Source organism: Mycobacterium shunyiense (genome assembly GCF_058270035.1).
This window is the reverse complement of sequence record NZ_JBZDPT010000009.1, coordinates 105,607-119,592: the sequence shown is the minus strand read 5'-3', so window position 1 is coordinate 119,592 and position 13,986 is coordinate 105,607. Positions and strand designations below refer to the sequence as shown.

The window sequence follows — 13,986 nt, the reverse complement described above, 5'->3', positions numbered from 1 at the left end:
ATCGGTGGACTCAACGTCAGCGGCGACTTCGCCAGCTTCCTCCACGTCAGACTCGGCCTCGGCTCCGTCAGCCTCGCCTTCGACATCAGCGGACTCGCCGGCCGCGGTGACATCGTCCGCAGCTTCTTCCACGGGTTCCGACTCAGCTTCCTCAGCTTCGCCTTCGACACCAGTGGAATCACCCGCGACAGCGGGCTCGTCGGCAGACTCTTCTTCGACGCCCGACTCGCCTACCGCATCCTGATCGGTGACCTGCTTCTCGGCAGACTCGGCGACATCATCCTCGGCGTCAGTAGCAGTGCGCTCGTCATCAGCGACCTCGCCGGCAGCTTCTTCCTCGACGCCCGACTCGGCTTCGACTTCTTCGGCTTCACCTTCGTCATCAGTGGAATCACCGACGACAGCGAGCTCGTCGGCAGCTTCTTCCTCGACGCCCGACTCAGCTTCTACAGCTTCAGCTTCTGCCTCGGTGTCTTCAGCCTCTGTGTCTTCTGCCTCGGTGTCTTCAGCCTCGTCCTCGAGATCCGCCTCGTCTTCGGATTCTTCGGACTCCTCGCCGCCGTCGCCCTCGTCAGACTCGGCCGCGATCCCCTTCAGTTCGATGGCCGCGGCAGCTTCGGCGCCGTCGTCCTCACTCGCACCGACCTCGTCCGGATGCATGTGGTCGGCATCTTCGTCGTCGTCCTGACCCGCTACCACTGCGGCCGCGACGACACCGGTACCCGCCGCTGCGGCAACCAACTCCTTGCCGAGTTCGTCGACCGCGGATTCGTCCTCTTCGTCATCGCGTTTACCGACCAGCGTCGCAGGGTCTTCCCGACCCTTGGTCGCCAGCATGATGTAGACGACCGCTCCGATGAACACGAACGTCGAGGTGAAGGTGTTGACGCGGATACCGGCGAATTCGGTCGCCGGGTCGCTACGCATCAATTCGACGAGGAAACGGCCCGCACAGTAGCCGGCTACATACAACGCAAACAGCCGGCCGTGGCCGAGCCTGAACTTGCGGTCCGCCCAAATCAGTAGCGCGAAAACCAGTAGGTTCCACAGTAATTCGTAGAGGAAGGTCGGATGCACGACCTTGATGACCTCGCCGGTGGACACGCCATTGAGATCGTCGGGCATGCCGGCGGCATTCAGTCGCTTGTAGATCTCCAGGCCCCACGGCAAGGTGGTGTCCCCGCCGTACAGCTCCTGGTTGAAGTAGTTACCCAGCCGCCCGATGGCCTGGGCCAAGATGATTCCGGGCGCGATCGCGTCCCCGAAGGCCGGCAGCGGTATCCCGTGTGCCCGGCAACCGATCCAGGCACCGACACCGCCCAGTGCGACGGCGCCCCAGATCCCCAGACCGCCTTGCCAAACCTGGAATGCCGCACCGAGACCCTTGCCGGTGGGCCCGAAATACGTGGGCCAGTCGGTCATGACGTGGTAGAGCCGGCCGCCGACAAGCCCGAACGGCACTGCCCACAAGGCGATGTCGTAGATGACGCCGGCTTGCCCGCCCCGCGCCTGCCAACGCCGGTCACCGATCACCAGCGCTGCGATGATGCCGACGATGATGCACAGCGCGTACGCGCGTATCGGCACCGGGCCCAAATGCCAGACGCCCTGTGACGGGCTGGGCAAGTACGCGAGCACGGTAGTGGTCAAGCTGAAATCCTCTGCCTAACGCCGTTGGCCAGTTCTTCGGTGAGGCGCCGGACTGCGTCCAACCCATCACTCAGGGCCGACACCAACGCCGACCCGACGATGACGCCGTCAGCGTAGGCGCCGATCTCGGCTGCCTGCGCTCCCGAGCGCACGCCCAACCCCACCCCGACAGGGATGTCGGAGACTTCCTTGACGCGGCGCACCAACTCCGGCGCTGCGTTCGAGACCACGTCGCGTGCCCCGGTGACGCCCATGGTCGATGCGGCGTAGATGAAGCCTCGTGCAGCGTTCACCGTCGCCGCGAGCCGCTCCGGCGTAGACGACGGGGCGACCAGGAAGATCCGGTCCAAATTGTGCTCCTCCGATGCCGCGATCCAATCGACGGCTTCTTCGGGGATCAGGTCCGGGGTGATCAACCCGTATCCACCGGCAGAGGCCAGATCGCGGGCAAACGTGTCAACGCCCTTGCGCAACACCGGATTCCAGTATGTCATCACCACTGCGCGGCCGCCGGCGTTGCTGATCGCCTCGACCGCCGCGAGGGTGTCGCGCACCCGAACCCCACCGGCCAACGCCGCCTCGGTGGCTGCCGCGATCGTCGGCCCGTCCATCCCCGGATCCGAGTAAGGAACGCCGACTTCCACCAAGTCACAACCGGATTCGACCATCGCCGTCATCGCCGCGATCGACGTCTGAACATCTGGGAACCCGGTGGGCAGATAACCGATCAGTGCGGCACGACCCTCGGCGCGGCAGCCGTCGAACAACTCCGCCAGCCGGCTCATCCCGCGCTCCCCTCGTCGAGCAGTCCGAACCACTTGGCCGCAGTCTCAACGTCTTTGTCGCCACGCCCGGACAAGTTCACCACGATGATCGCTCCGCTGCCCAGTTCAGGGCCCAACTTAAGCGCACCGGCCACCGCGTGCGCCGACTCGATCGCCGGGATGATGCCCTCGCGGCGGCACAACAACGAGAACGCGTCCATCGCCTCGGTATCGGTCACGGGGCGGTACTCGGCGCGACCGATGTCTTTGAGGAATGCGTGCTCGGGCCCGACGCCCGGGTAGTCCAAACCGGCCGAGATGGAGTGCGATTCGATCGTCTGGCCGTCCTCGTCCTGCAACAGGTAGGAGAACGATCCCTGGAACGCGCCGGGAGAGCCGCCGGTGAATGTCGCGGCGTGCCGACCCGTCTCGACGCCGTCGCCCGCGGCCTCGAAACCGACCAACCGCACCGCCGGGTCATCGATGAAGGCGTGGAACACACCGATGGCGTTCGAGCCGCCGCCGACGCACGCAGTGACCGCGTCGGGCAACCGGCCGGCCTGATCGAGGATCTGCGCTCTGGCCTCCATGCCGATGATCCGCTGAAAATCCCGCACCATCAGCGGGAACGGATGCGGGCCTGCCGCCGTCCCGAAGCAGTAATAGGTGTCGTCGGCGTTGGTGACCCAGTCCCGGAAGGCCTCGTTGATCGCGTCCTTGAGTGTCTTGGACCCGGCCTCGACCGAGACGACGGTGGCTCCGAGCAAGCGCATCCGCGCGACGTTGAGCGCCTGCCGGGAGGTGTCCACCGCGCCCATGTAGATGATGCATTCCAGTCCGAGCAGGGCACATGCGGTGGCGGTGGCCACTCCGTGCTGACCGGCTCCGGTCTCGGCGATGACCCGCGTCTTGCCCATCTGCCGCGCCAACAGTGCCTGACCCAGAACGTTGTTGATCTTGTGAGAACCGGTGTGGTTCAGGTCTTCTCGCTTGAGGAAGATGCGTGCGCCACCGGCGTGCTCGGAAAGTCGGGTCGCCTCGTACAGCGGGGACGGACGGCCGCTGTAATGACGCTGCAACCGGTCGAGCTCGTCGAGGAAAGCCTGGTCACCGCGGGCCTTCTCGTAGGCCGCGGTGACCTCTTCGATCACCGCCATCAGCGCCTCGGGAACCAACCGGCCGCCGTAGGATCCGAAATGTCCCAACTCGTCGGGATCGTGAACGGTGGGTTCGGCAACGCCTGCGCTGGTACGGGGCAACTCGGGCCCCGCGAGATCCGCCATCAAAGTGTCTTTTCGTACAAGCGGCTCATTGACTGGTTCAGCGAGCCGGTTTCGGGCAGGACGGGTGCGTGCCGGCGGTGACCAGATCGGCGACCGCGCTGCGGGGATCCCCGCTGGTCACCAGGCCTTCACCGACCAGCACAGCATCGGCACCCGCGCCGGCGTACGCCAGGAGGTCAGCGGTTCCACGGACCCCGGACTCCGCGACGCGGATGACATCGGAGGGCAGCCCCGGCGCGATCCGGGCGAAGCAGTCACGGTCGACTTCCAGCGTCTTGAGGTCGCGGGCGTTGACACCGATCAGCTTGGCCCCGGCCTGCAATGCCCGGTCGGCCTCCTCTTCGGTGTGCACCTCGACGAGCGCGGTCATCCCGAGGGATTCCGTCCGCTCCAAAAGCGATTCCAACACCGACTGCTCCAGTGCCGCCACAATGAGCAGCAACAGGTCGGCGCCGTGCGCCCGAGCCTCATGGATTTGGTACGGCTTGACGATAAAGTCCTTGCGCAGCACCGGAATTGACACTGCCGCCCGCACCGCGTCCAGATCGTCGAGTGAGCCGTTGAACCTGCGCTGCTCGGTGAGCACGCTGATCACCCGGGCGCCACCGGCCTCGTAGGCCTGCGCCAACTGCGCCGGATCGGCGATATTGGCCAACTCACCTCGGGACGGGCTCGCACGCTTCACCTCGGCGATCACGGCAATACCCGGTTCCCGCAAGGCGGCCATCACGTTCAGTGGCGCCGGTGCTTCCTGGGCCCGCGCCTTGATATCAGCCAAGCTGATAACGGCCTCGCGGGCGGCAACGTCGGCGCGAACTCCCTCGATAATGGAGTCGAGCACTGTGGCCGAACTCATCGCCCGTCGGTTCCTTTCTGGTGCCTCCGGGCCGGTCCCGGTTGCCCTCCCTGGAAGGGTAGCCGTCGCCACACCTTCACCATTCACCGGCCCTTACTGTCCGGATCACTGCCGTCACCGGTCGGATCGTGACCTTCGTCCAGCGCATCCCACAACATTCGCTCCGACATCGGTTCATCACCGCCGTCGCCCTTGGCCGCCTCCCGCCGCGCTGCAGGTGCCGCGTAGCGGGTCGCATTGCCACGCCTCGCGCCGTTGGCCGACCGCATCAGCAGCACCGCGCCGACCAGTGCACACCCAGCTGCTACCAGCGTCAGCACCGCGCCACCATAGGAACGACTGGTTCCGCCCCCGGCGGCGGTCAACTGGGAGACGGGTACGACTGCCAGGTCAGCGGCCCGCTGCGCCACATCCTTGATCACCCACAGGCTGATCCCCAGGTACCCCATGCCGGCGCTGGCGGCGGCGATCAACAGGGCCAGCAGGCGCAGCGCCCAGCCGTGCACGGCCAGCGTCGCGACCGCGGCCGCCAGCACGAGCAATGCCAGCGGGATCAACGCCGTCGACCAGGATGCGCCCGTCAACGCCGTGGTCTTGGGCTGGCCGAGCCCGTCGAACGATGTCACCGAGACCCAGGTCATCCGCGAGGCGACCCACAGCAGCACCGCCGCGACGACGAACAGCGCCTGTGCCACCCGTGTCACGGCTCGGCCAATGTGTCGGCGGCGGCGATGGCGTTGAGCACGGCTTTGGCCTTGTTCGCCGATTCGTTGTACTCGTAGGGGCCGTTGGAATCGGCCACGACTCCCCCGCCGGCCTGCACGTAGGCCGTGCCGTCACGCATCAGGGCGGTCCGGATGGCGATCGCGAAGTCGGCGTTGCCCGCGAAGTCCAGGTAGCCCAGCACGCCGCCGTACAGGCCGCGTCGGGTCATCTCGACCTCCTCGATCAACTCCATGGCACGCACCTTGGGTGCCCCCGACAGCGTGCCGGCCGGGAAACATGCCGTCACCGCGTCGAGCGCGGTCTTACCCTCCGCCAACTCCCCGGTCACCGTGGACACCAGGTGCATCACGTGGCTGTAGCGCTCGATGTGGCTGTAGTCCTCGACCCGCACCGTGCCCGGGCGGCACACCCGTCCCAGGTCGTTGCGGCCGAGGTCGACCAGCATCAGGTGCTCGGCACGTTCCTTCTCGTCGGACAAGAGCTCTTTCTCGAGAAGGACGTCTTCTTCCTCGGTGGCACCGCGCCACCGCGTTCCCGCGATCGGATGGGTGGTGGCCCGGCCGTCCTTCACCGTGACCAGCGCCTCGGGACTGGAGCCGACGACCGAAAAGTCCAGTCCGCCATCGGCATCGGGGACATTGAGCAGGTACATGTACGGGCTCGGGTTAGTCACCCGCAGCATCCGGTAGACGTCAATGGGATCGGCTTGGGTCGTCATCTCGAACCGCTGCGAGGGCACCACCTGGAAGGCTTCGCCGGCCTCGATGTCGCCGACGAGCTTCTCGACGATCGCGGTGTACTCCTCCACTGTGCGCTGTCCGCGATGGTCGGGTTCGGGCCGGCTGAATGTCGCCACCGTGGACGACAGTGGTTGGCCCAGCGCAGTGGTCATGATGTCGAGGCGCCGGACCGCATCGTCGTAGGCCTCGTCGACGCGCTCGTCGGTCCCGTTCCAGTTCACCGCGTTGGCGATCAGGGTGATGGTGCCCTCGTGGTGATCGACGGCGGCGATGTCGGTGGCCAGCAGCAGCACCATGTCCGGCAGGCCCAGATCGTCCACGGTGAGCTCCGGCAGCCGTTCCAGACGCCGCACCATGTCGTAGGCGAAGTAACCGACGAGCCCCGAGGACAGCGGCGGCAGGTCGGGCACCGCCTCGGTCTGCAGCAGATCCAGCGTGGCCCGCAACGCCGCCAGCGGCTCGCCACCGCTCGGGGCGTCCTTGGGGGCCGTGCCCAGCCACACCGCTTGGTCATCGCGGACCGTGAGGGCCGAAGGTGCACCGGCGCCGATGAACGACCAACGCGACCACGAGCGACCGTTCTCGGCCGATTCGAGCAGGAACGTACCGGGACGGTTGGCGGCGAGCTTGCGGTACGCCGACAACGGCGTCTCGCTGTCGGCCAGCACCTTGCGGGTCACCGGGACCACGCGGTGCTCGGCGGCCAATGCCCGGAAATCCTCGCGCGATGTGGTGCGGGTGAGGCTGTCGGGGGTGGTTTGCACAGACCAATCCTCCCAGATCGTCCGAGCAGGATCGGCATGCAGACGGCGTAGCGTGAGCGACCATGACACAGATCAGGACCGGTGACACCGTTCCCGACTTCGAGCTCCCCGACCAGACCGGCACGATTCGCAGCCTGACGAGCCTGCTCGCCGACGGACCCGTGGTGCTGTTCTTCTATCCGGCGGCGATGACGCCGGGGTGCACCAAGGAGGCCTGTCACTTCCGGGATCTGGCCGGCGAGTTCGCCGCTGCCGGGGCAAACCGGGTCGGCATCAGCACCGACCCGGTCGCCAAGCAGGCCAAGTTCGCCGACATCCAGAGTTTCGACTACCCGTTGCTCTCGGATGCCGACGGCAAGGTGGCGGCCCAGTTCGGGGTGAAGCGTGGTCTGCTCGGCAAGCTCATGCCGGTGAAGCGGACCACGTTCGTCATCGATACCGACCGCACCGTGCTCGCGGTGATCGCCAGCGAGATCAGCATGGACACCCACGCCGACAAGGCACTGGAAGTGCTCAAGGCGCGTTGACCGCCCGCAGCACCGCCGCCATCGACGCCGCGAGCACCGAATCGCTGCGCCCGCACGCCCATCCGGTGCGACTGGGCGACCGGTACTCCAGGTAGCTGACGGCGGTGCTGCCGATCGACTGTTGGGTCAGGCTCAACACCTCGACCGGATGGCCGATCTCGGCGAGCGCGGCCCGCAGTGCATCCACCGGTCCGATGCCGCGATGGCTGCTGGTGACCGTGCTGCCGTCGAACACCAACGTCAGGTCGGTGACTGCGGCCGCGCCGTCGCCGCCGGTGTGCCAGTCCTTGAGTTGCACCGGCCCCGCCGCCTCCAGATAGGTCGCCTCGAACAGGTCGAACAGTTCGGCGGCGGTGACCTCCGCACCGCTTTCGTCGGTGTGGGCCTGGACGTGACGGGCGAAGTCGATCTGCAGGCGGCGCGGCAGGTCCAACCCGTAGTCGGTGGCCAGCAGGTAGGCGATGCCTCCCTTGCCGGATTGGGAGTTCACCCGGATCACCGCGTCGTAGGTGCGGCCGATGTCAGCTGGGTCGATTGGCAGATACGGTACCCGCCAATCGATTTCGTTCTCCGGATGCCCGGTGGCCGCGGCCCTGGCGCGATGTTCGGCGAAGCCCTTCTTGATCGCATCCTGGTGTGTCCCGGAGAACGCGGTGTGCACCATGTCCCCGACATAGGGATGGCGTTCGTGGATCGGCATGCGGGTGCAATGGCTGACCGTGCGCGCGATCTCGTCGATGTCGGAGAAATCGATCATCGGATCCACGCCTTGGGCATGCAGATTCAGCGCCAGGGTCGCGATGTCGACGTTGCCGGTGCGTTCTCCGTTGCCGAAGACACACCCCTCCACGCGCTGAGCACCCGCCAGCACCGCGAGTTCGGCGCAGGCGATGCCGGTCCCCCGGTCGTTGTGCGGATGCACTGAGAGGATGACGCTGTCGCGGCGGGACACGTTGCGGTGCATGTACTCGATCTGGTCGGCGTAGACGTTGGGGGTGGCGATCTCGACGGTGGCCGGCAGGTTCAAGATGACCGGACGTCCCGGGGTGGCTTGCCACAGCTCGATGACCGCGTCACACAACTCCAGCACGTAATCAGGCTCGGTGAGGTTGAACACCTCCGGGGAGAATTCGAACCGCATATTGGGCATGCCGTCGGTGAACTCGAGGACGTCACGCGCACCCGCCAGGATTAGGTCCCGCAGTTCGGCGCGCGCCTTGCCCAGTACGACATCGCGCCAGGTCGGAGCGGTAGCGGTGTACATGTGGACGACGACGTCGTTGCCGATGCCGCGCACCGAGTCCACGGTTCGTTCGATCAGGTCGCGGCGCGCCGGGACGAACACCACGATGGTGACGTCCGGCGGGGCGATGTCGGACTCGGCCAGCAGTCGGACGAAGTCGAAATCAGTCTGCGAGGCGGACGGATATCCGACCTCGATCTCCTTGTAGCCCATGGCCACCAGCAGCTCGAAGAAGCGGCGCTTGCGGGCCGGGTCCATCGGTTCGGCCAGCGCCTGATTGCCGTCACGCAGATCCACCGGCACCCACAGCGGCGCGCGTTCGATCCGGGCGGTGGGCCAATCGCGTTGCACCAGTGGAACTTCGACTCGGTCGTAGACACTGGCGTAGCGGTGCGACGGCATTTGCGAGTGCCGCTGCCGATTCCAGGCCGGTGCGGTGGCCGGGATCTCCCCGGCCGGGGTGTTGATGGTGGGAAATACAGAACTGGTCATGAGGATGCCTTCGGTCGGATGGGAGTTCGACCGGCGCGCCACAGCCCCACGGCAGGGGGCCGGTCGATTCAGGCCCCGCCGCGGCGGCTAAGGAGGAGGGCACGCGTCATGATGGGTAGACTATACACAACTCCTCAGACAAGTAGACAGGTTTCGATGACCTCCCAAGTTCAGCGTCACCCGCTGGCGGCCCAGACCGCCCAGCTTCTACTGACGCGCATCCGCCAGGGCGAATGGCCACTCGGACATCGACTTCCAGGTGAGACAACCCTGGCTGCACAGCTCGGCGTAGGCCGCTCCACCCTGCGCGAAGCCATCCGCGAACTGTCCGGCAAGGGCGTGTTGGAGAGCCGCCAGGGTGCCGGCGTATTCGTCACGGCCCTCGACGCCGCCGAAGACTGGGATACCGTGCTGCGCCGGGCCACCATCGTCTCGGTGATCGAGGCACGCATCGCCATCGAGGCCGAAGCCGCCGCGCTCGCCGCGACCCGGCGTACCCCAGCCGATGTGCGCGCGATCCGTCGCACCCTGGCTGCCCGCGGGGTGACCGGACAGTCCGTACCCGACCACGTCGATGCGGACATGGCGTTTCACCGCACGGTGATCACCGCGTCCCACAACGAGGTGCTGATCCAGTTGTTCGACGCCTTCCTGCCGCGGCTGCGGCTGGCGATGATCGACATGCTCAAGATCCGGCCGATCGCCTCCGAACCCTGCGATCACGACCTGCACCAGCAGTTGGCCGACGCGATCGTCGCCCGCGACCCCGAGGCCGCCGCAGCCGCCAGCAGAACCCATTTGAGCTCATTGAAGGAGTCTTTCGCATGACCCCGGTCCTCGACATCGCCGATGTGACGTTCCGCCGCGACGGCAAGCAGATCATCGACGGCATCTCCCTGACGGTGCAGGCCGGTGAGCACTGGGCCCTGTTGGGACCCAACGGCGCCGGGAAGAGCACGCTGCTGGGTTTCTGTGCCGCCGTGACCTTTCCGACCTCAGGCACCGTGCACGTGCTCGGCGGCCAGATGGGCCGCACCGACCTGGCCGTGCTGCGCCGCTCCATCGGCCACGTGAATCCCCGGCACCGGCTGCAGTACCCGCTCACCGTGCGCGAGGTGGTCCTCACCGGCATCACCGCCACCATCGACATCGCCGCGCACTGGGAACCGACCGCAGAACAGGCCCGCCGGGCCGAGGAACTGATCGACACCGTGGGGCTGTCGGCGCGGGCCGACGCGATCTGGCCCACGCTGTCTCAGGGCGAGCGCGGCCGCACCCTGATCGCGCGGGCATTGATCGCCGATCCGCAGCTGCTGCTACTGGACGAGCCGACCACCGGTCTGGACGTCGCGGCTCGCGAGCAATTGCTGGAAACGCTTGACACTCTGGATGACTCGCATCCGGACATGGCCTCGATCCTGGTCACTCACCACCTCGAGGAGCTGCCCACCAGCACCACGCACGCCCTGTTGATCGCCCACGGCCGCACGGTGGCCAGCGGCGCGGCCCGCGACGTCGTCAACACCGAACACGTCAGCGAAGCGTTTGCGCACCCAGTGGTGGTGGGGTATCAGGACGGCCGGTGGAGTGCGCGGGCCAAGGCCAGTTCGCGGGTGTTGTAGCTTCCGCGAGTGCGACGCAATGGTCGTTCGCAGCGCCAATGCGCGACCCTTGCGTTGATCTCGGCGATTGCATCAGGCTTCGGCGGCTGTGTTACGCCGCCGACGCGCCTCACGGTGCCGGGTCACCGGTGTGGTGTCGATGACGCGGTTGACCATGGTCGCCAGAAAACGCGAGGGTTGCAGCTCGGGCGGCACCGTGTCATGCCGGATCGCGATGTCGGGTAGTGCCGCCAACGCCTCGTCGACGGCGGCTGTGGCAACGTCGACGATCTCGAATAGCGCGTCCGGCTCGGCCTTTTCGATGCTGTCGACCTCCTCGTCCGCGGACTCGGCGACCTCGACGTCGTAATCGATCATCACCAGCGCAACCGCGTGATAGGCGTCGTCCTCGGTGCCGAGCTTGCCCAGCAGATCGATGAGCCACTCGGCCTTGTCCGGTTCTGTGCTCAGAATCGTCGAGCGCAAGCCGTAGACAAAGCCCAGCGCCGAAAGCGGGTGGCGCAGACGCAGATTCTTGGCGTCGCCGTAACTTTCCTCGACCCGGTTGGCGGCATTCTTGCCGAAGCTGGAATCCATACGTTTGGTACTGATCAGCAACTCCGGGCCGGTGTCCCAATCCGACATCACCACGTCGACCTGTTTCATGTAGTGCTTACCGAGCACGCTGGCACTCGACGCGGCAACGCCTTTCATCGACCGCTTCAGCCGTTGCTCGATGAGGTGGCGTTCCTTCTGCGGCAGCGCCTCGAGCAGACTGGCGATCGCGCTGGGCATGATCCGCGGATCCGTTGCTCGGGGCCACACCGCATCCGGATCGAATCCAGCACGCCGCAACTCGTAGGCCAGCCACACGTCCAAAGCCAGCGCCGGAACGCCGGTGGTGGACGGCGCGTCCAGGAACAGCGGGACGCCGAGAAGCTTGCGCAGCACCCGGAAATCGGGAACGAAGGTCAGTGCGCCTCCGCTGCGCACCCACGGATTGGTGTGCACACCGCCGGGCGCGGCGTCGGCCACGATGCGATCGAAGATGGCCCATGCTGTGGCCTTGGTCGACGGTTCAGCGGGCACGCCGAGACCTTACCGTCCGGCGGGTCGCCAATGAATCGCGCGCGGCACGAACGGGTTCCAGAACGATCCTCGTCTCCAATCCCAACGCATCGTCGACGACGCGAGTCGCATCGAGCAGACGGCCGCGCTCCAACAGCGATCCGACCCTCCGGCGGACGGCCCGCAGTTCGTCGGCACGAGCGGCCACCAGATCGGGTGAGGGAACGAGCCAACGGTCGGCCTCGCGCGGTTCGATCTTGAGGATCCCGCCGCCGTAGGAACGGCCGACGATCTCGGCATGTAGCACCGTCACCGAGTTCAGCGCCGCCAAGCCCAGCAGGTCGCGCCCCAGCGTGCGCACCCCGTCACGCAGATACACGCCGTGCACCGAGTTGAGATGATGTGTCTTGGCCCGGTTGCTGATCAACCGCGGAGTATCGGCGTTCATACAGGTCAGCAGCAGGTCGGCCGGTTTCACCAGTGGCACCAGATACCAAGGCTGACGCACCCGGCATTTGTAGGCCAGATGCACGCCTGCGGCGTGGCCGGCGTCGATGTAGCGCTGCGCAGCGGCCGATGGCTGCCCGGCCGGACGGAACAGGTGTATCGACCGGCCGTCCTCCCCCAGCCTGGCCAGTTGCTCGGCGGTCAGCGTGAGGCCGCGTAGATGGGCACTGCCCGGCGGGGACAACGGCAACAGGTCAGTACCGCGCAGACCCAGCTCATGCACGCGCTCAGGCGACAGCGCGAAGAAGCCGTTGTTGCCGGTCACCATGCCCAGAGTCGTGTCGCCCCACGTCTCCAAGGTTGTGAACTGCCCAGCCTCGTGTAGACCGTGGAGCGCATCGACCGGCGCGTTACCGATCAGGCCGCTGACCCACTTGTCTGCGGGATCGCGCGGCGACCAACGACGTTGTGCGAGTTCGGATGTCAACGAGCTCGCGTTGCAGGCCCGGTGAATGACGGCGTGACTGGTCGGCCCACCCCCATAGCCGTCGGCCAGCAGCAGCACCACATCGGCTTCGGCCTCGGGAAACACCTGCTCGTCGAACATCACCAACTCGACGCTGGCGAACCGATCGAAGAGAAACTTCCGCACCGCCGCCGCGTAGTTGACGCTCAGCAGCTCGGCGGGCAGCACCAGGGCCAGGCGACCACCTGGCTGCAGGAACAACGCAGCGTGCACGGTGAACGCGGCCCAGCTCGAGGCCAGCCCAGACAGCGTGACGCCCGCCTTGAGTGCGGCGCGGCGCGACTGTGCCCGGGTGGCACCCCGGAAATCCTGGTAGCGGATGTAGGGCGGGTTGCCGATCACCGCCGTGTACTCAGCACGCGGTTCGACGTCGAAGAAGTCGGACGTCCTGATCCTGGCCCGTCCCCCGGCTTCAGTGACGCGGCGGCGCGCCGTGGTGGCGCTGCTTCGGTGAATCTCGATGCCGTCGAGCTCGGGATGCTCGAGACCGAGCTGCTGCAGCCTGCGGGTGGCGGCTACCAGGAAGGCCGCGTCCCCGGCCGAGGGCTCCAAGATCCGCTCATCGGCGGACCGCACTGCCCATTGGGTTAGGTAATCGGTGATCTGGACCGGGGTGAAGTACGCACCGCGCGCTTTGCGGGCTTCGGCAGAATCGCCGTGGGCCGGCCCAGCGCTGTCAGTCACCCCGTTATTGTGCGATACCGCACCGACAAGCCCATGACCGCAACGCCCGCTCAGAGTTTGAAGTTCGTATAGACGATCCGGTGCCCGAGAAATCCGCTGACCTCGGCGATGAACTCGGGCGCCAACGGATTCCAATTCCAGACCTCCATGGTCAGCAGGCCGAACCCCCAGGTCGGCTCCCAGTCCCACCCGTTCACGTCGTTGTCCGCACCACAAGACGGGCACGGCATCGCACCGACACCACCATCAGCCCAATCACCGATGGCAGCGAATGCCGCCTGCCAATTCTGATCATCCGGTGCCGGCAGCTCCCGGTGCCCGCAGCGCCGGCAAGTCAATACCTCAGGCTCGTAGCTGTATGACACCACCCGGCCGACGCTGATGGCGGCCCCGTTTGTCCAGAGCACCGGTGCCGGTTCGGTACCGCCGATGGCGTGGCCATAGTTCGGTCCGGGCGGGTGACCAAGTGGCGTCCCGAGCACGCAGTCGGATTGTTCGGCACTGATCACCCCGGTGTCGATGAGCCACCGGGTCAGGCGGGCACCCAACTCGGGTGCGTCCTCGGCCGACACCTCGACATCGACCAGTGACTGCGACCAATCTCCCATCGCTCCA

At 66.5% G+C, this 13,986-nt stretch carries 13 protein-coding genes; 3 read left to right on the top strand and 10 right to left on the bottom strand.

What is annotated here, in order from left to right:
- From lgt to AC4ELS_RS08335, 6 genes are all read right to left on the bottom strand, one after another.
- On the bottom strand, positions 1–1,650 hold a 1,650-nt coding region (gene lgt, locus AC4ELS_RS08360; RefSeq protein WP_499046717.1), incomplete at its 3' end, for a prolipoprotein diacylglyceryl transferase.
- The gene (trpA, locus tag AC4ELS_RS08355; RefSeq protein WP_448447659.1) at positions 1,647–2,435 is read right to left on the bottom strand and encodes a tryptophan synthase subunit alpha; all 789 of its coding nucleotides are present in this window, start codon (positions 2,433–2,435) and stop codon (positions 1,647–1,649) included. The genes trpA and lgt, both read right to left, overlap by 4 nt.
- Positions 2,432–3,697 carry a tryptophan synthase subunit beta gene (gene trpB, locus AC4ELS_RS08350; RefSeq protein WP_064887223.1) on the bottom strand — a complete coding sequence of 422 codons (1,266 nt, stop codon included), beginning with the start codon at positions 3,695–3,697 and terminating at the stop codon, positions 2,432–2,434. The genes trpA and trpB overlap by 4 nt, the downstream gene beginning before the upstream one ends.
- 37 nt (positions 3,698–3,734) lie before the next feature.
- A complete protein-coding gene (trpC, locus tag AC4ELS_RS08345; RefSeq protein ID WP_055113911.1) occupies positions 3,735–4,553 on the bottom strand; it encodes an indole-3-glycerol phosphate synthase TrpC in 819 nt (272 codons plus the stop codon).
- An 83-nt stretch (positions 4,554–4,636) separates the two neighbouring features.
- Positions 4,637–5,257 (bottom strand): TIGR02234 family membrane protein, encoded by a 621-nt coding sequence (locus AC4ELS_RS08340; RefSeq protein ID WP_064887222.1) that lies wholly within the window; start codon positions 5,255–5,257, stop codon positions 4,637–4,639.
- Positions 5,254–6,783, bottom strand: coding sequence for an anthranilate synthase component I (locus AC4ELS_RS08335; RefSeq protein WP_064958653.1), 1,530 nt, complete (start codon positions 6,781–6,783; stop codon positions 5,254–5,256). The genes AC4ELS_RS08340 and AC4ELS_RS08335 overlap by 4 nt, the downstream gene beginning before the upstream one ends.
- A gap of 71 nt (positions 6,784–6,854) precedes the next feature.
- On the opposite strand from AC4ELS_RS08335, the gene AC4ELS_RS08330 reads away from it, so the two are divergent.
- Complete coding sequence (locus AC4ELS_RS08330; protein WP_169618901.1) at positions 6,855–7,310, top strand: peroxiredoxin; 456 nt, start codon at positions 6,855–6,857, stop codon at positions 7,308–7,310.
- Here AC4ELS_RS08330 and AC4ELS_RS08325 read toward each other — a convergent pair.
- The gene (locus AC4ELS_RS08325) at positions 7,297–9,045 is read right to left on the bottom strand and encodes a 2-isopropylmalate synthase (RefSeq protein ID WP_499046713.1); all 1,749 of its coding nucleotides are present in this window, start codon (positions 9,043–9,045) and stop codon (positions 7,297–7,299) included. The two genes, AC4ELS_RS08330 and AC4ELS_RS08325, sit on opposite strands and share 14 nt — an antisense overlap.
- A 156-nt stretch (positions 9,046–9,201) precedes the next feature.
- Between AC4ELS_RS08325 and AC4ELS_RS08320 the strand changes: the two genes are divergently transcribed.
- Together AC4ELS_RS08320 and AC4ELS_RS08315 are read left to right on the top strand one after the other, a co-directional pair.
- On the top strand, positions 9,202–9,873 hold the full coding sequence (locus AC4ELS_RS08320) for a FadR/GntR family transcriptional regulator (protein WP_499046710.1): 672 nt from the start codon (positions 9,202–9,204) through the stop codon (positions 9,871–9,873).
- Positions 9,870–10,667 (top strand): ABC transporter ATP-binding protein, encoded by a 798-nt coding sequence (locus tag AC4ELS_RS08315; protein WP_499046708.1) that lies wholly within the window; start codon positions 9,870–9,872, stop codon positions 10,665–10,667. The genes AC4ELS_RS08320 and AC4ELS_RS08315 overlap by 4 nt, the downstream gene beginning before the upstream one ends.
- Before the next feature lie 72 nt (positions 10,668–10,739).
- On the opposite strand, the gene AC4ELS_RS08310 is transcribed toward AC4ELS_RS08315, so the two are convergent.
- From AC4ELS_RS08310 to AC4ELS_RS08300, 3 genes are read right to left on the bottom strand one after another with little or no spacing between them, the layout of a single operon-like run.
- Positions 10,740–11,735: a hypothetical protein gene (locus tag AC4ELS_RS08310; RefSeq protein ID WP_064887218.1), complete on the bottom strand. Its 996-nt coding sequence runs from the start codon at positions 11,733–11,735 to the stop codon at positions 10,740–10,742.
- Positions 11,725–13,371 (bottom strand): N-6 DNA methylase, encoded by a 1,647-nt coding sequence (locus AC4ELS_RS08305; RefSeq protein ID WP_499046705.1) that lies wholly within the window; start codon positions 13,369–13,371, stop codon positions 11,725–11,727. Before AC4ELS_RS08305 ends, AC4ELS_RS08310 begins: the two co-directional genes overlap by 11 nt.
- Positions 13,372–13,421: 50 nt before the next feature.
- Positions 13,422–13,979 carry a hypothetical protein gene (locus tag AC4ELS_RS08300; protein ID WP_499046703.1) on the bottom strand — a complete coding sequence of 186 codons (558 nt, stop codon included), beginning with the start codon at positions 13,977–13,979 and terminating at the stop codon, positions 13,422–13,424.
- Positions 13,980–13,986 lie beyond the last annotated feature (7 nt).